Here is a 14,299-nt window from a genome sequence, read left to right as displayed (position 1 = left end):
CCGCGCGGTTGCTCAGCACCCTACGCACGGCCGCCGACAGTGCCGACCCTCGGCTCGCGCTTTGTGTCGGTGTTGCAACACTTGGCGCTTATGCCGAGGTCCGGCACCGGAGCGGAGGCTCAGGCGAGGCCCGCCTCCCGCATCTGGCGCAGCTCCTTCTTCATCTCGGAGACCTCGTCGCGCAGCCGGGCCGCGATCTCGAACTGCAGCTCCGCGGCGGCGGCGCGCATGCGTTCGGTCATCTCCTCGATCTGCTCGGCCAGTTCGGCCGCCGGACGGTCCGTGGGCACCGCCTTGCCCTTGGCGGCCTTGCCGGCCTTCGCGCCCTTGGCCGCCTTGTCGCCGAGCGCCGGGACGGGCGCCTTCGCGGCCTTGCCGTCCTTCGTCTTGCGGTAACCGGAGCCGAGAAGCTGTTCGGTGTCGATCTCCTCGCGGGCGATCTGCGCGACGATGTCGTTGATCTTCTTGCGCAGGGGCTGGGGGTCGATGCCGTTCGCCTTGTTGTAGGCGACCTGCTTCTCCCGGCGGCGGTTGGTCTCCTCGATGGCCTTCTCCATCGCCGGGGTGATCTTGTCGGCGTACATGTGGACCTGGCCGGAGACGTTGCGCGCCGCGCGGCCGATGGTCTGGATCAACGAGGTGCCCGAGCGGAGGAAGCCCTCCTTGTCGGCGTCGAGGATCGCCACCAGGGACACCTCGGGCAGGTCGAGGCCCTCACGGAGGAGGTTGATGCCGACCAGGACGTCGTACTCACCGGAGCGCAGCTCGCGCAGCAGCTCCACGCGGCGCAGAGTGTCGACGTCGCTGTGCAGATAGCGCACCTGGATGCCGAGTTCCAGGAAGTAGTCGGTGAGGTCCTCGGCCATCTTCTTGGTCAGCGTGGTGACGAGGACCCGCTCGTCCTTCTCGGTGCGCTTGCGGATCTCGTGCACCAGGTCGTCGATCTGCCCCTCGGTGGGCTTGACCACGACCTCCGGGTCGACCAGGCCGGTCGGGCGGATGATCTGCTCGACGACGCCGTCCGAGCGGGACAGCTCGTAGGTGCCCGGGGTGGCCGACAGGTAGACGGTCTGCCCGATGCGCTCCTGGAACTCCTCCCACTTCAGGGGGCGGTTGTCCAGGGCGGAGGGCAGGCGGAAGCCGTGGTCCACGAGGGTGCGCTTGCGGGAGGCGTCGCCCTCGTACATCGCGCCGATCTGCGGGACGGTGACGTGCGACTCGTCGATGACGAGCAGGAAGTCGTCCGGGAAGTAGTCCAGCAGGGTGTTGGGCGGGGAGCCGGGCAGACGGCCGTCGAAGTGCATCGAGTAGTTCTCGACACCCGAGCAGGTGCCGATCTGGCGGAGCATCTCGATGTCGTACGTGGTGCGCATCCGCAGCCGCTGGGCCTCCAGGAGCTTGCCCTGCTTCTCCAGCTCGGCCAGCCGCTCCCCCAGCTCCTTCTCGATGTCGTTGACGGCCCGCTCCATGCGCTCGGGGCCGGCGACGTAATGGGAGGCGGGGAAGACGTAGAGCTGCTGGTCGTCGCTGATGATCTCGCCGGTGAGCGGGTGAAGCGTGGAGAGCGCCTCGATCTCGTCGCCGAACATCTCGATGCGGACGGCCAGCTCCTCGTAGACCGGGAAGATCTCGATGGTGTCGCCGCGGACCCGGAAGGTGCCGCGGCTGAAGGCCATGTCGTTGCGCGTGTACTGGATGTCGACGAAGCGGCGCAGCAGCTCGTCCCGGTCGATCTCGTCGCCGACTCTCAGGGGGACCATCCGGTCCACGTACTCCTGCGGGGTACCGAGGCCGTAGATGCAGGACACCGAGGCCACCACGATGACGTCGCGGCGGGTGAGCAGCGAGTTCGTCGCCGAGTGGCGCAGGCGCTCGACCTCCTCGTTGATCGAGGAGTCCTTCTCGATGTAGGTGTCCGACTGCGGGACGTAGGCCTCGGGCTGGTAGTAGTCGTAGTACGAGACGAAGTACTCGACCGCGTTGTTCGGCAGCAGCTCGCGGAACTCGTTGGCCAGCTGCGCGGCCAGCGTCTTGTTCGGCGCCATCACGAGGGTGGGGCGCTGGAGCTTCTCGATCATCCACGCGGTGGTGGCGGACTTGCCGGTGCCGGTCGCGCCCAGGAGGACGACGTCCTTCTCACCGGCCTCGATGCGTTTGGCCAGCTCGGCGATGGCCGCCGGCTGGTCGCCGCTGGGCTGGTAGGAGCTGACGACCTCGAAGGGCGCCACCGTGCGTTCGATGTGGGAAACGGGCCGCATGACATCCACCGTACGACCCCGCACTGACAACGGGTTCCGATCAGCGGTTCTGCGGGGTGCGGGAGTGGTGGTGCTCGGGCCGGCGGGCCGGCCCGCGGCCCTCGTGGAGGGCGGGGCGGCGGTCGGTGTGCGAGGCGACGGCGGCGGCCGGGACGCCCGGTTTGTGCTCGACGGGCGTCCGCTGGGGCCGGCCCATGATCATGAGCGGGTCGACGATCACGACGACGCCGGCGAGGAGCAGGAAGGCGAGCGGGCCGATCAGCATCGGCGCGAGCACGGACGCCGCGGGCGCGCCTCCGCTGGTGTGGGCGCCACCGTCGAGGTGGACGCCGAGGGCGGCCATGCCGGTGTAGTGCATGCCGCTGACCGCGAGCCCCATGACGAGACTCGCTCCCACGCTCCACAGGAAGCCCCGCACCTGGCCGGCGGCCCACAGGGCGGCGGTGGCGGCCACGACCGCTATGACGACGGAGGCCGCGACGGTGAGCGTGTTGTAGGTGAACCGCCCGTGGAAGCGGACGCCGGCCATCCCCAGGTAGTGCATGGAGGCGACGCCCAGACCGGTGATCGTGCCGCCGGTGAACAGGGGTGTGCCGGTGGCGCCCCGGTAGCCGACGATGAAGATCCCGGCGCCGACCATGACGATGGCAAGGCCGAGGCTCGCGTAGGTGATCGGCTTGTCGTAGTGGATCGGCGTCTCCTCGATGGTGAAGCCCATCATGGCGACGAAGTGCATGGTCCAGATGCCGGAGCCGATGGCCGCCGAGCCGAGGGCCAGCCAGGCGGGCCGCCAGGAGTGCGTGACCAGCAGGGACCGTGTGGTGCAGCGCAGGCCGAGGGCGCCGCCCAGGCACGCCATCAGGTAGGCCACCAACGGGGTGACGGCCCCGTAACTGAATCCGTCGACCGTGCCTTGCATCCGCGGCTGCCCTTCCGCCTTCTTGCGTCCCGGAATACCTGAATATGCCCCCGTCCCAGGACCGCGCGGGCGGTCAGGGTTGTCGCAGAGAGTATGACCCCTACCGGAATGGTCGAACGATTTTCCGGCAAAGAAACACGGCCTTGCCGCAGTTGTGCGGTACCGGTGAGCGGACTTGGACAGCACCATTCAATCTGTGGTCATCGTGCGCCCGGTGCCGTTGACCGTCTGCTGTCAGTCTGGTGCTGTCGGTGTTCGCTCGATGCGAGGAGGACGCATGTACGCGCGCGTAGTCGCCGCCACCGTCGCCGCGGCCCTGGGGACGGCGGCGGCTCTGCTGAGCCCCACCTCCGATGCCCGGGCGCGCGAGATTTGCGTGCCGACGGTGATCGCCCACCGGGGCGCCTCCGCCTACGCGCCCGAGAACACGCTGGCCGCCATCGACAAGGCCGCCCAGCTGGGCTTCTCCTGGGTCGAGAACGACGTCCAGCGCACCAAGGACGGCGAACTGGTCGTCCTGCACGACGACAGTCTGCAGCGCACCACGGACGTCGAGCAGGTCTTCCCCGGCCGGGCTCCCTGGAGGGTGCGGGACTTCACCGCCGCCGAGATCGCCCGGCTGGACGCGGGCAGCTGGTTCTCCCCCGCCTACGCGGGCGTGCGCGTGCCGACGCTGGAGCAGTACGTGCGCCGGGTCGAGCACAATCACGAGAAGCTGCTCCTGGAGATCAAGAACCCCGAGCTGTACCCGGGCATCGAGCAGCAGACGCTGAAGGTCCTCGGCAACGAGGGCTGGCTGGACCGCCGGCACCTGGGGCGGCTGGTCGTGCAGAGCTTCAGCGCCGACAGCGTGCGGACCGTGCACGAGCTGAAGCCCGCGGTGATCACCGCTTATCTCGGCACCCCCACCGTGGCGCAGCTGCACCGGTTCGCGCGCTTCACCGATCTGGTCAACCCCTCGTACGGGTCGCTGTCCCGCTGGTACGTCGCGGCCGTGCACGCCTTCGAGGGGCCGCACGGCAGGCCGCTTCGAATGTTCGCCTGGACGGTGGACGACGCGGCCACCGCCCGCAAAGCAGCCGGCTACGGGATCGACGGGATCATCACCAACAAGCCCGACGTGGTGCGGGCGGCGCTGGGTTCGCACTGAGTCCGGCGGGCGTTGTCAGTGGCGGGTCGTACCGTGGGCGCATGGACAGCCATGGGCAGGATGAGCAGCGGGTCGCGTGGGCCGTCGTGGGCACGGACATCGGCCCGCTGATGCTGGCCGCGACCCGCGACGGCCTGGTCAACGTCGTCTTCCACGCCTCGGACGCGGTGCGCGACCGGGCACTGGAGCGGCTGGCCGCCCGGCTGGGCGGCCGGCCCGTGGAGGATCCGGACTCGCCGTTGCTGACGGAGCCGATACGCCAGCTGCGGGCGTACTTCGCGGGCGAGCGGCACGACTTCGACCTGCCGCTGGACTGGTCGCTGATCTCCGGGTTCAACCGGCAGGTCCTGCGCGAACTGGCTTCCGGTGTGCCGTACGGCACCGTGGTGGGGTACGGCGATCTGGCCGGGCGGGTCGGGCAGCCCGGCGGTGCGCAGGCGGTCGGGGCGGCGATGGGGGCGAATCCGCTGCCGGTGGTCGTGCCGTGCCATCGGGTGGTGGAGAGCGACGGCGGCATCGGCGGTTTCGGGGGCGGGCTGGAGACCAAGCGGAAGCTGCTCGCCCTGGAGGGTGTGCTGCCCGAGCCGCTGTTCTGACCGGCCCGGGGCGGCTAGTCGTCGTAGTGCCGGGCCTCGAAGACGTTGCCGTCGGGGTCGCGGAAGTAGAAGCTGCGCGTGGCGTCGCCGCGGGCGCCGGACAGCCCGTGGTCGATGTCCGAGACCGGGACGCCGTGCTTCTCCAGGCGGGCGCGCAGGGCGTCGAAGGCGTCGGCCGGCAGGGACAGGCAGACGTGATTGACCGGGTGGCCCGCGCTGTCGGCGGAGCCGGGCAGCATCCTCATCCGTTCCACGAAGGTGTGCGGGGCGAGGTCGAGGATGGTCTCCTCGTTGACGCGTACGGAGGGGAACGACACCTTCCCCTGCACGAACTCGGCGACCTTCATCGGTTCCAGTCCGACGGCCGTCTGGTAGAAGACGGCCGCTGCCACCGGGTCGGCCACCCACAGGACGACGTGGTCGAGGCGCGTGGTGTTGTTCGTCATGTGACCCAGGCTGGTGGCCACCCCCACAGGCCACAAGCGTTTAGCCACGGCCGGCGCCCGCCAGAGATGAGGAAGGACCGACGGACAGGAGGCGGGCACGTGGTGCTGGTGGTGTCGGAAGAAGTCCGCGAGGCGATCGACGCGCAACGGCCGGTGGTGGCCCTGGAGTCCACGATCATCGCGCACGGCCTGCCCCGCCCGCGCAACCTGCAGGTGGCGCTGGAGCTGGAGGAGGCGGTCCGGCGCGAGGGTGCCGTACCGGCGACCATCGCCGTGCTCGACGGGCGGCCCCGGGTCGGTCTGGACAAGCAGCAGCTGGAGCGGGTCGCGAACGAGGACGGCATCCGCAAGCTGGGCCATCGTGATCTGCCGCTCGCGGTGGCGGCGGGGGCGAGCGGGGCGACCACCGTGTCGGCGACGGCGCAGCTGGCGGCGCTGGCCGGCGTCCGGGTGTTCGCCACCGGCGGCCTGGGCGGTGTGCACCGCGAGTGGACGGTGACCCAGGACGAGTCGGCGGACCTGGGGCTGCTGGCGCGCACCCGGATCACGGTGGTGTGCGCCGGCGTGAAGTCGATCCTGGACGTTCCGGCGACGCTGCAGCGGCTGGAGACGCTGGGTGTGGCCGTCGCCGGATACGGCACGGACCGGTTCCCCGGCTTCTATCTGTCGGACTCGGGGCATCCGGTCGACTGGCGGCTGGACAGCCCGGAGCAGGTCGCCGCCGCCATGCGCGCCCAGGACGGGCTGGACGCGCCGGAGTCGGCGCTGATCGTCGCCCATCCCGTCCCGGAGGCGGAACAACTCGATCCGGAGCTGCACGCGCGTGTGCTCGCGGACGCGCTGCGCGCCTGCGGGGAGCAGGGGGTCACCGGGCAGGCGGTGACTCCGTTCCTGCTGGACTACCTGGTCCGGCACACGGACGGTGCCTCGCTGAGCGCCAACCTGGCGGCGGTGCGCGGCAACGTACGGCTGGCGGCGCGGATCGCCACGGCGTGGACCCGGGGGTGACCGCGGGCCGGAACGGAGCGCTGCTGGTCGTCGGGGACGTGGTCACGGACGTGGTCGCCCGGCACCGGGGGCCGCTCGCGGGCGGCACCGACACGGCCGCCGTGATCCGGACGCTGCCGGGCGGCGCGGGCGCCAACGTGGCCTGCTGGGCCGCTCACGCGGGCTGCGCGGACGTACGGCTGCTGGGGCGGGTGGGCGCGGACGCCGCAGTGTGGCACGAGCGGGAGCTGGTCGCGGCCGGGGTGCGGCCCTCGCTCGTGGTGGACGCGGAGGCGGCGACCGGGATGGTGATCTGCCTCGTCGACACCCGTGCGGCGGCCGAGCGGACGTTCCTGACGGACAGTGGGGCCTCCTTGCGGTTGAGCCCCGCCGACTGGTCGGACACGCTGCTCGACGGGGTGGCCCGGCTGCATCTGTCGGGCTATCTGCTGTTCACGGAGCCAAGCCGGGCGCTCGCCGAGACGGCGCTCACGGCGGCATGCGCGCGGGGTGTGCCGGTCAGCCTGGACCCGGCGTCGGCCGGCTTCCTGGTGGAGCTGGGGGTGGACCGTTTCCTAACGTTCGCGGAAAGGCTGGACCTGCTGCTGCCCAGCCGTGACGAGGCCTGTCTGCTGACCGGACTGCCGGATCCGGCGGACGCGGCGGCCAAGTTGAGCCGGGTCGTGCCGCTGGTGGTGGCCAAGGCGGGTGCGGAGGGGGCACTGGTGGCCCGTTCCGGAGCCGTGGTGGCCCGGGTCCCGGCCGTACCGGCGGCGCCCCGGGACACCACAGGCGCGGGTGACGCCTTCACCGGCGCGTTCCTCGCCGCCCTGCTGGCGGGTGCGGGCCCGGAGGAGGCGGCGGCACAGGGGTGCCGGGCGGGCGCGGAGGCGGTACGGCGGGTGGGGGGCAGACCGCCGCATCTGGGGAGCGGGGGGTAGGGGGCGCCCCGAGCGCGGGTGGCGCCCCACCGCTGAAGTGCTCGGCCGACGGCGGCTCGTGCGGTCCCGGTCAGCAGCAGTCGCTGCTGCTCGCGACTCGCCACTCGTCACTCGCCACTCGCCGCCGACAGCTGAAACGATCCGGCGCCCCTGCGGGCCACCCGCACCGCCGGCTACTCCTTGCGACCCCATGCCGAGATCATCGGTGCGGTGGTCAGGTCCATCGTGCCCGCCTCCACATTGGCCAGGTGCTGCTCGATCTCCGCGTCGGTGGCCAGGCCGGCGGCGACGAGCCGGTCACGGATCTGACGGACCGTCGCGAGCTCCAGCGCCGTGCAGGCGGGCGAGGCCACGGGGAAGTACGCGTCCGCCTGGACCTCGTGCAGGCCTGCCTCGCGGAGCAGCCGCGGGAGTTTACGGCCGTAGGAGAGGTCGGCGCCGCGGTCGGCGAGGAGCTTGCGGAAGCCCTGGCGCAGCCGGTTGGCGAGCCGCTGCTCGGGGCCGAACTCGTCGGGGCAGGTCAGGGGCTGGAGGGCGGGGTCTGCATCCTCGATCAGCAGTCGGCCGCCCGGACGCAGAGCCTTGATCATGGACCGCAACGCCCGTTCCCGGTCGGGTACGTGGACGAGGACCAGCCGTGCGTGGACCAGGTCGAAGTCTTCACCCGGCGGCTCCTCGGCGCCCACGTCGTGGACGCGGACCTCCACCGGCGGGCGGTCTGCGGCGGTGAGCCGGGAGGTGTCGATGTCGGTGGCGACGACCTGACCGGAGGGCCCCACCTTCTCGGCGAGCCAGGACACGACGGAGGCTCCGCCGGCCCCGACTTCCCAGCAGCGCCAGCCGGGACCGATGCCGAGTCCTTCGAGGTGCCGGAAGGTCGTGGGGTCGAAGAGCGCGGTGAAGGCGTCGAAGCGTTCGCCCGCCTCGTTCTGCCGGTTGTCCAGGAGGTACCCGTCCGATCGCGTCATGCCCCGATCATCCCGGTCAGTCGGCTCTCGCGACCCGGTCGCCCCGTCGTCCACAGGCGGGAACCAAGCGGAACTCCCTGTTCACACAGGCTTGCCCGCGCTTTGCCGGAGACTGGCAGACTTGCCGGGCAAGGCGCGAAAGCGTTGAGCGAGGGGATCCACGCGAGGAGATCCAGATGTCCATGGCAGGGAATCTGCGCAAGGTCACGGGGCTGGGCAGGGTCGGCGGCCTGCGCAAGGTGGCACGGCTGGCCCGGCGTCGGCCGCGCGTGGACCTGAGCCATCCCGCCAGGTCGCCGCTGGGCTCGTCGGTGGTGAACTGCGTGACGTATCAGGACGGCGTGCGCGTGCCCGGGTGCGCCGATCTGGTGGATGCGGTGCGGCTGGTGCGCAAGACCGGCGAGGGCTTCGTCTGGCTCGGGTTGCACGAGCCGACGGACCGTGAGTTCGCGGGCATCGCCGAGCTGTTCGACCTGCACCCGCTGGCGGTGGAGGACGCGGTCGAGGCACATCAGCGGCCGAAGCTGGAGCACTACGGGGACACGCTCTTCGCGGTGTTCAAGACCGTCTGCTATGTGGAGCACGAGCAGTTGACGGCGACCAGCGAGGTGGTGGACACCGGCGAGATCATGGTGTTCGTCGGCACGGACTTCGTGATCACGGTGCGGCACGGCCGGCACGGCTCGCTGGGCCCGCTGCGCGAGGAACTGGAGGCGGACCCGCAGCAGCTCGCCAAGGGACCGGCCGCGGTGCTGCACGCGATCGCGGACCATGTGGTCGACGACTACTTGAGCGTCACGGACGCGGTGCAGGCCGACATCGACCAGGTGGAGACGGAGGTGTTCTCGGAGAACGGCGCGCGTCTGGACCCGGGCCGCATCTACCAGATGAAGCGTGAACTGCTGGAGCTGAAACGGGCGGTGGTGCCGCTGGGCCGCCCGGTGGAGGACCTGGCCACCCGGCCGATACGGGTCGTCGCACCGGAAATCCAGGCGTACTTCCGGGATGTGCTCGACCATCTGACCCGGGTCAAGGAACAGATCGCCGCGTTCGACGAGCTGCTCAACTCCATCCTGCAGGCACATCTCGCGCAGGTGACCGTGGCGCAGAACGAGGACATGCGGAAGATCACGGCCTGGGCCGCGGTGATCGCCGTGCCGACGATGGTGTGCGGGGTGTACGGCATGAACTTCGACCACATGCCGGAGTTGCACTGGTCGTTCGGGTACCCGCTGGTCATGGCGGTGATGGCAACAGCGTGCCTGGTGTTGTACCGGGGCTTCCGGCGCAACGGCTGGCTCTGAGCGGCGGGGCCGGGGGCTATGGGGCGCCGGTTCCCGGCAGCCGCGCGGGCTCGGCGGTACGCCTCGGTCAGGCCGAGAAGGACACGACCTTCTGCGGGACGATCCTGACGATCACGCGGACCTCGTCGTCGTTCTCGGCCGGCGGGTCGATGCCGAGGTACTTGTGGGATAGCTCGTGCGGGAGCCGCTTGCCCTCGTCCGGCAGGATCTCGGCGACACCCCGGATCTCGGCCGAGTGATAGGGGTTCGCCAGGTCGAACACCGAGAGGCTGATACGCGGGTCGCGGCGGAGGTTGCGGACCTTCTGGCGGTGCTCGACGGACGAGAAGAGCACGCTGTCGCCCTCGCGTTTGATCCAGACCACGGAGTTCTGCGGAGCGCCGTCGGGGCCGAGCGTGGCGACGCCGGCGAAGTTCTTGCCGTCCAGCAGGGCACGCAGGGAGTCGTCGAATGTGACAGAGGAGGCCGGTGAGGTAGTCATGCCACTCACACTAGTTACATGCAGGCGCATGTAAAGGGGTTTGGCTGAAACGCCTGGCCGGACATCCGGACGGCACACGCGGATCAGCCGCTCCAGGCGGGGTGGCGCGGGTCGTCGGCGCGTACCAGGACGTCCGCCGTTCCGGCCGGGTCGGCCTCGGCCTCGTAGCGCTCGAAGGCGGGCAGGGTCCAGTGGTCGGCCTCGGGGGTGCGGCGGCGCAGGGCGCCCGGGGAGAGAAGGAGGTGCACGGTCAGGTCGAAGGGGAACCAGTGGCGCAGCAGGAGGGGGCCGTGGAGCAACAGAATCCCGCCCGGCGGGAGGTGAACGTAGGGGCTGCGGGTGGCCCGGTCCGTGGCCGGATCCCACAGGTCGGGCAGGACCCGTCCGTTGCCTCCGGGGTCGAGCGGGCCGAAGACCTCGCGCCACAGGGCGCCCGTGTCGAACCAGCCGCTGTAGTACGACTCCGCGTCCCGCCGCCCGTGCTCCAGACGGAGAGAGGCGGGGCGCAGGAAGCCCTCGGTGCCGATCACGAGGGAGGGCCGGCCGCGCACCCGCAGGGCCTCCGCGACGCGCCCGGCGAGGTCTGCCGGCTGGGCGGCCGGGGCACCGTCGAAAGCGACGCGCGGCCAGGCCCCTCCGTCGGCCGGCGCCGCACCGGCCAGCCGGTCGGCAAGCCGCTCGGCCAGCCGGTCCCAGGTGATCGCTTCGAGTCGCACAGGCCCCATGATGCCGGGTGGCCGGGGAGAGCGGCGGGGGTGTCCGCGCTGGAGACGGTGATGTGGGGGGCGTGAGGGAGGCTGGGACGGTCCCGGGCCAGGCGGCGAGGTGGGTCAGGTGAGGCGCTCGGCTGTGCGGCGGGCCGCGAGCAGCGCGGGGAGGCGGGTTTCGCTCCCGGCGCGGGCCGCATCGAGAAGGGGATCGGAGTGCAGCCGAGCGGAGTGAGGGCGTATTCGACGCGGGGCGGATTCTCGTCGTAGGCGGTACGGGTCACCAGGCCGTCGCGCTCCATAGCGCGCAGGTCTCGCTGACCTTGGGCGTGACGGTCTCGCGCGGGGCCCGCAGCTCGCCGGAGCGGCGGCGGTGGTCGACGAGACAGAGCAACCGGTAGGGCACCGAACGCGGGTGTCGGTGTTCAGCTTCCAGAGGGAGGAGGGTGGGTGACACCCGGGCGAGGACAAGCACGGGCGGGCGTGGGAGGCGGGGGCGAGGGCGGGGAAAGTACCGCGTATGGTGCTTCCCGCAACTCCCCGCTTCCCCGGTCGGCTTGTCGTCGTCCAGGCGCTGAAGCGCAAGCGGTGTGCCCGCTGCCGACGGGGCCCGCTGTCGCTGCTGGTGCTGGCGGACGGGGCACCGTGGTGCCTGGTCTGTGCCGATCTAGGGCACCTGGTGTTCCTGCCGCGCGGCGACACGGCCCTGACCCGCAGGTCGCGGGAGGAAAGCTCACTGTCGGCGGTGGTGGTGCGGTTCAACCGGCGCAAGAGCCGCTACGAACGCCAGGGCCTGCTCGTGGAGGAGGCCGCGCTGGCCCGGGCGGAGGCCCGGTGTCTGGCGGACGCCGAGGCGCGGCGTCGGCGGCGGGCGCGGGACGCGCGGCGCAGGGCAGCGGAGGACGAGCGGTTCGTGGCGGCGTTCGCGGCCGAGATCCTGCGGCTGTTCCCCGGTTGTCCGGCCGAGCGGGCCCGGGCGATCGCGGCCCACGCGTCGGTTCGGGGCAGCGGCCGCGTCGGGCGCAGCGCGGCGGGGCGGGCGCTGACCGAGGGGGCGGTGACCTCGGCGGTCGTGGCGGGCGTGCGGCATGTGGACACGCCGTACGACCAGCTGCTGATGCGCGGGGTGCCGTGGAACGAGGCTCGACGTCGGATCGCCCCGGCGGTGGAGCGGGTGCTGCGGGCGTGGCAAGGGGCCGGGGAGGAGGACGCGGGCTGAGGGGTGCGGGAAGCAAGGAGGTGCTCAGGGCGCTGAGGTGAGGGGTGCGGTTTCGGGGCATGTGTGGTCGCGGGGCTCGCTCCGCCCCGGCCGGGTTCCGGGCCGGGCTTTCACCGGGGTGAGGGGCCTGACCGAATGGAGCGGAATGGGGGCGTGGAGATGATCGACGGGCCGTTCTTCGTACTGGTCGTGGTGGGGATCCTCGGGACCGGGCTGGTGGCCGGTGTCTTCTGTGGGTTCTCGACCTTCGTGATGCGGGGGCTCGCGGCGCTGCCGCCCGCGCAGGGTGTCGCGGCGATGAACGCGATCAACGTCGCCGCGGTGCGGCCGGCCTTCATGGCCGTGTTCCTCGGCTCGGCGGCGCTGAGCGGGCTGATAGCGGTGGTGACGTTCGTGGTGTGGCCGGACGAGGGGAAGGGGGAACTGCTGCTGGGCAGCGCGCTGTACCTGGCCGGTTCGTTCGGGCTGACGATCGTGGCGAACGTGCCCCGCAACGACCGGCTGGCCAAGCTCACCCCGGGCGCGCCGGAGGCCGCCGCGTACTGGCCGGCGTATGTGCGCGAGTGGACCTTCTGGAACCACGTCCGGACCGTCGCCTCGGCCGCGGCGGCCCTGCTCTACACAGTGGCCCTCACCTGATCCGGGTAGTGGCCCCCGCCTGATCCGGCCCCTCCTGATTCCCACGGCAGAAAGCGCTGTCCGCCACTCTGCGCGGGCGTCGAACGGGACGTATCGTGGCCGAAAGAGTGCCGCCCGATGACGCACGGCCCTTCGTACACCCGGTGCCTCCGGTACCCGTACGCGAGGAAGACGCCCATGGCCGATCCCAAGGGGTTCATGACCACGCCGCGCCAGGAGTGGCCGCGGCGGCCCGTCGAGCAGCGGGTGCGGGACTGGGACGAGGTGTACGTCCCGGGCGCGCTGCTGCCCATCATCAGCAAGCAGGCCGACCGCTGTATGGACTGCGGCATCCCGTTCTGCCACCAGGCCTGCCCGCTGGGCAATCTCATCCCCGAGTGGAACGACCTGGTGTCGCGGGAGGACTGGCGGGCCGCGAGCGACCGGCTGCACGCCACGAACAACTTCCCGGAATTCACCGGCCGGCTGTGTCCGGCGCCGTGCGAGGCGGGGTGCGTGCTGGCGATCAACCAGCCGGCCGTCACCATCAAGAACGTCGAGTGCGCGATCGCCGACCGGGCGTGGGAGGAGGGTTTCACCCCGCCCCGGCCGCCCGAGCGGCTGTCCGGGAAGACGGTCGCCGTCATCGGCTCGGGGCCCACCGGGCTCGCCGCCGCACAGCAGCTGACCCGGGCCGGGCACACGGTCGCGGTGTACGAGAAGGACGACCGGATCGGCGGGCTGATGCGGTACGGCATCCCCGAGTTCAAGATGGAGAAGCGGCATCTGGAGCGGCGGATCGAGCAGATGCGCGCCGAGGGGACGAAGTTCCGCACGTCGACGGCGGTCGGCCGGGACGTTCCGGCGGACGAGCTGCGCACCCGGTACGACGCGGTGGTGATCGCCACGGGAGCGACGGCGTGGCGGGAACTTCCGGTGCCGGGCCGGACGTTGAACGGGATACACCAGGCGATGGAATATCTGCCGCTGGCCAACCGGGTGTGCGAGGGGGATCTGGAGGTTTCGCCGCTGTCGGCCGCAGGCAAGCACGTCGTGATCGTCGGCGGCGGGGACACCGGCGCGGACTGTCTGGGCACCGCGGTGCGCGAAGGGGCCGCGTCCGTATCCCAGCTGGACATCTACGCACAGCCGGGTGCCGAGCGCGACGAGGACACCGAGCCGTGGCCGACGTACCCGAAGACCTACCGGCTGTCGGCCGCGCACGAGGAGGCGCGGGACCTGCGTACGGCACCGGCGGCGGACGCGGACGCGCGGCTGTTCGCGGCGTCCACGCTCCGCTTCACCGGAGACGAGAGGGGGAATGTGCGGTCACTGCATCTGGTGGAGGTCGACGAGCGGCGGCTTCCGGTGCCGGGCACCGAACGGACGCTCCCCGCCGACCTGGTGCTGCTCGCCCTCGGGTTCTCCGGACCCGACCAGGAGGACGGGATGATCGAGCAGTTGGGGCTGGCGCTGCAGCCGCGCGGCACGATCGCCCGGGACGACGGCTTCGCGACCAACGTGCCCGGGGTGTTCGCCGCCGGAGACGCGGCGCGCGGGCAGTCGCTCATCGTGTGGGCGATAGCGGAGGGGCGGGCGGTCGCGGCGGCCGTCGACCGCTATCTGACGGGGAGTTCCCGGCTCCCGGCCCCGATAGCGCCGACGGACCGGCCGATGGTGGTCTGAGCGGCGGCACCACCGGCAC

General features: G+C 71.4%; 15 protein-coding genes. 8 read left to right on the top strand and 7 right to left on the bottom strand.

Annotation, left to right across the window (positions count from 1 at the left end):
* Positions 1–119: 119 nt before the first annotated feature.
* A complete protein-coding gene (gene uvrB, locus ACIP4Y_RS05700) occupies positions 120–2,258 on the bottom strand; it encodes an excinuclease ABC subunit UvrB (protein ID WP_401388106.1) in 2,139 nt (712 codons plus the stop codon).
* Between the two features lie 40 nt (positions 2,259–2,298).
* Positions 2,299–3,177 carry an MHYT domain-containing protein gene (locus ACIP4Y_RS05695; RefSeq protein ID WP_401388103.1) on the bottom strand — a complete coding sequence of 293 codons (879 nt, stop codon included), beginning with the start codon at positions 3,175–3,177 and terminating at the stop codon, positions 2,299–2,301.
* Between the two features lie 277 nt (positions 3,178–3,454).
* Between ACIP4Y_RS05695 and ACIP4Y_RS05690 the strand changes: the two genes are divergently transcribed.
* Positions 3,455–4,327 carry a glycerophosphodiester phosphodiesterase gene (locus ACIP4Y_RS05690; protein ID WP_401388100.1) on the top strand — a complete coding sequence of 291 codons (873 nt, stop codon included), beginning with the start codon at positions 3,455–3,457 and terminating at the stop codon, positions 4,325–4,327.
* Between the two features lie 41 nt (positions 4,328–4,368).
* Positions 4,369–4,923: a methylated-DNA--[protein]-cysteine S-methyltransferase gene (locus ACIP4Y_RS05685; protein ID WP_401388097.1), complete on the top strand. Its 555-nt coding sequence runs from the start codon at positions 4,369–4,371 to the stop codon at positions 4,921–4,923.
* A 14-nt stretch (positions 4,924–4,937) separates the two neighbouring features.
* On the opposite strand, the gene ACIP4Y_RS05680 is transcribed toward ACIP4Y_RS05685, so the two are convergent.
* Positions 4,938–5,369 (bottom strand): VOC family protein, encoded by a 432-nt coding sequence (locus ACIP4Y_RS05680; RefSeq protein ID WP_401388094.1) that lies wholly within the window; start codon positions 5,367–5,369, stop codon positions 4,938–4,940.
* A gap of 99 nt (positions 5,370–5,468) precedes the next feature.
* Here ACIP4Y_RS05680 and ACIP4Y_RS05675 point away from each other — a divergent pair, with 99 nt between their 5' ends.
* Positions 5,469–6,377, top strand: a complete 909-nt coding sequence (locus tag ACIP4Y_RS05675) for a pseudouridine-5'-phosphate glycosidase (RefSeq protein ID WP_401388091.1) — start codon at positions 5,469–5,471, stop codon at positions 6,375–6,377.
* Positions 6,374–7,297 carry a carbohydrate kinase family protein gene (locus ACIP4Y_RS05670; RefSeq protein ID WP_401388088.1) on the top strand — a complete coding sequence of 308 codons (924 nt, stop codon included), beginning with the start codon at positions 6,374–6,376 and terminating at the stop codon, positions 7,295–7,297. The genes ACIP4Y_RS05675 and ACIP4Y_RS05670 overlap by 4 nt, the downstream gene beginning before the upstream one ends.
* A 173-nt stretch (positions 7,298–7,470) precedes the next feature.
* Here the strand turns inward: ACIP4Y_RS05670 and ACIP4Y_RS05665 are convergent, their stop codons facing one another.
* Entirely contained in the window at positions 7,471–8,265 is a 795-nt protein-coding gene (locus ACIP4Y_RS05665) for a methyltransferase (RefSeq protein ID WP_401388085.1), read from the bottom strand.
* Positions 8,266–8,441: 176 nt separating this feature from the next.
* Here ACIP4Y_RS05665 and corA point away from each other — a divergent pair, with 176 nt between their 5' ends.
* Positions 8,442–9,569: a magnesium/cobalt transporter CorA gene (gene corA, locus ACIP4Y_RS05660; protein WP_401388082.1), complete on the top strand. Its 1,128-nt coding sequence runs from the start codon at positions 8,442–8,444 to the stop codon at positions 9,567–9,569.
* A gap of 67 nt (positions 9,570–9,636) precedes the next feature.
* Here corA and ACIP4Y_RS05655 read toward each other — a convergent pair whose 3' ends face one another.
* The 3 genes from ACIP4Y_RS05655 to ACIP4Y_RS05645 form a co-directional block, all read right to left on the bottom strand.
* Positions 9,637–10,050 (bottom strand): PPOX class F420-dependent oxidoreductase, encoded by a 414-nt coding sequence (locus tag ACIP4Y_RS05655; protein ID WP_401388079.1) that lies wholly within the window; start codon positions 10,048–10,050, stop codon positions 9,637–9,639.
* An 83-nt stretch (positions 10,051–10,133) separates the two neighbouring features.
* Positions 10,134–10,766 carry a uridine kinase gene (locus ACIP4Y_RS05650; protein WP_401388076.1) on the bottom strand — a complete coding sequence of 211 codons (633 nt, stop codon included), beginning with the start codon at positions 10,764–10,766 and terminating at the stop codon, positions 10,134–10,136.
* A 271-nt stretch (positions 10,767–11,037) separates the two neighbouring features.
* Positions 11,038–11,163 carry a hypothetical protein gene (locus ACIP4Y_RS05645; RefSeq protein ID WP_401388073.1) on the bottom strand — a complete coding sequence of 42 codons (126 nt, stop codon included), beginning with the start codon at positions 11,161–11,163 and terminating at the stop codon, positions 11,038–11,040.
* Between the two features lie 114 nt (positions 11,164–11,277).
* Between ACIP4Y_RS05645 and ACIP4Y_RS05640 the strand changes: the two genes are divergently transcribed.
* The 3 genes from ACIP4Y_RS05640 (at position 11,278) to ACIP4Y_RS05630 (ending at position 14,280) form a co-directional block, all read left to right on the top strand.
* Positions 11,278–11,976, top strand: a complete 699-nt coding sequence (locus ACIP4Y_RS05640) for a DUF2293 domain-containing protein (RefSeq protein ID WP_401388070.1) — start codon at positions 11,278–11,280, stop codon at positions 11,974–11,976.
* Between the two features lie 159 nt (positions 11,977–12,135).
* The gene (locus ACIP4Y_RS05635; protein WP_401388693.1) at positions 12,136–12,615 is read left to right on the top strand and encodes a DUF1772 domain-containing protein; all 480 of its coding nucleotides are present in this window, start codon (positions 12,136–12,138) and stop codon (positions 12,613–12,615) included.
* 177 nt (positions 12,616–12,792) lie between these two features.
* Positions 12,793–14,280: a glutamate synthase subunit beta gene (locus tag ACIP4Y_RS05630; RefSeq protein ID WP_401388067.1), complete on the top strand. Its 1,488-nt coding sequence runs from the start codon at positions 12,793–12,795 to the stop codon at positions 14,278–14,280.
* The last annotated feature ends 19 nt before the right edge of the window (positions 14,281–14,299 follow it).

The organism is Streptomyces sp. NPDC088810, assembly GCF_044750305.1.
In the GTDB taxonomy this organism is placed as follows: domain Bacteria; phylum Actinomycetota; class Actinomycetes; order Streptomycetales; family Streptomycetaceae; genus Streptomyces.
Note: the sequence above shows the minus strand (reverse complement) of the source record. Positions and strands in the feature narration are given on the sequence as shown.

Excerpts from the sequence above, each read along its gene's own strand:
- ACIP4Y_RS05695 (WP_401388103.1), bottom strand. The coding sequence starts at position 3,177 with ATGCAAGGCACGGTCGACGGATTCAGTTACGGGGCCGTCACCCCGTTG.
- uvrB (WP_401388106.1), bottom strand. The coding sequence starts at position 2,258 with ATGCGGCCCGTTTCCCACATCGAACGCACGGTGGCGCCCTTCGAGGTC.
- corA (WP_401388082.1), top strand. The coding sequence starts at position 8,442 with ATGTCCATGGCAGGGAATCTGCGCAAGGTCACGGGGCTGGGCAGGGTC.
- ACIP4Y_RS05685 (WP_401388097.1), top strand. The coding sequence starts at position 4,369 with ATGGACAGCCATGGGCAGGATGAGCAGCGGGTCGCGTGGGCCGTCGTG.
- ACIP4Y_RS05630 (WP_401388067.1), top strand. The coding sequence starts at position 12,793 with ATGGCCGATCCCAAGGGGTTCATGACCACGCCGCGCCAGGAGTGGCCG.
- ACIP4Y_RS05690 (WP_401388100.1), top strand. The coding sequence starts at position 3,455 with ATGTACGCGCGCGTAGTCGCCGCCACCGTCGCCGCGGCCCTGGGGACG.
- ACIP4Y_RS05680 (WP_401388094.1), bottom strand. The coding sequence starts at position 5,369 with ATGACGAACAACACCACGCGCCTCGACCACGTCGTCCTGTGGGTGGCC.
- ACIP4Y_RS05640 (WP_401388070.1), top strand. The coding sequence starts at position 11,278 with ATGGTGCTTCCCGCAACTCCCCGCTTCCCCGGTCGGCTTGTCGTCGTC.
- ACIP4Y_RS05655 (WP_401388079.1), bottom strand. The coding sequence starts at position 10,050 with ATGACTACCTCACCGGCCTCCTCTGTCACATTCGACGACTCCCTGCGT.
- ACIP4Y_RS05635 (WP_401388693.1), top strand. The coding sequence starts at position 12,136 with ATGATCGACGGGCCGTTCTTCGTACTGGTCGTGGTGGGGATCCTCGGG.
- ACIP4Y_RS05665 (WP_401388085.1), bottom strand. The coding sequence starts at position 8,265 with ATGACGCGATCGGACGGGTACCTCCTGGACAACCGGCAGAACGAGGCG.